Source organism: Roseibium sp. AWQ4_254 (assembly GCF_056161025.1).
The window spans coordinates 1-1058 of sequence record NZ_JBSWYH010000085.1; the positions used below are offsets into that span (position 1 = coordinate 1).

The following is a 1058-nucleotide window of genomic DNA, read 5'->3' on the forward strand; positions in this document are numbered from 1 at the left end:
TGGTGTAAGCGATTTTCCACTTTCGAGCACCTTGTGACGATGATTTATGCTCAACTGTCCGGCCAGGTTAGCCTTCGTGATCTTGAAGCATCGTTCAATGCCAACCCCGCAAGGCGGTCTCACCTGAGCGGGCGCGGTGTACGGCGCTCGACATTGAGCGACGCAAATGCCACGCGCCCGTCAGCGGTGTTTGAAGCGATCCTGTCCCTGCTCTTGAACGACATGCAAGCCAGCCCCCGCAAGGAGGTCGGCGATCTGGTGCGACTGCTGGATTCCACCACGGTGAGCTTGTTTGCCAAGACCCACAAGGACATGCGCTATCGCAGCAACAACAGTGCAATCAAACTGCATTTGCTGTTCGACCCCGACAGCCAAAGCCCCACCTGGTTCCAGGTCAGTCCTGCGCGGCTTCACGACAGCCATGTTTGCGCCGAACTGCCTGTGAAGGAAGGCGCCACCTATGTCTTTGACAGAGCTTACAATAATGCAGACTTCTGGGCCGATATCGATGCTGCGGGCGCGATCTTCGTCACCCGGCCCAAATCCACTCTGGCCTATGAGGTGCAGCACGCAACGGTCCATCACGACTGTCTTGTTGTCGCCGATGAAACCATCGTTCTGGCTCGCAAGCCGGGGCGCAAATACCAAAAGCCCGTTCGTCGCGTCGAAATCTTCGATGAAACCCTCGGGCGGGAACTGGCGTTCATAACCAATGACTTTCGTCGATCAGTCGAAGACATCGCCAACCTGTACAAACGGCGCTGGCAGATCGAACTGTTTTTCAAGTGGATCAAGCAGAACCTCAAAATCAAACGGTTCCTCGCCAAAAATCCAAAGGCCATCCGGCTGCAAATCATAACCGCACTGATTGCCTATGTGCTGCTGAAAAAAGTCCACAAGGCAAACAACATCACCGTGCCGTTGAAACGCCTCGCCGCCATCGCCGGAAACCACATCCACAACTTATGCGACATAACCCGACTGCTAAATCCAAACGACAGGGTCGACAAACAAAATCCGGAATATCAATTCCAATTCAATTTTCCCGGACAGTAGTG

Annotated in this window: 1 protein-coding gene; it reads left to right on the forward strand. The window is 54.2% G+C overall.

The genetic code is table 11. The features are described 5' to 3' along the window. Nucleotides 1-1056, forward strand: a 1056-nt coding sequence (locus ACXAIC_RS24715) for an IS4 family transposase (protein ID WP_475187090.1), incomplete at its 5' end; no start/stop codon positions are given. Nucleotides 1057-1058 lie beyond the last annotated feature (2 nt).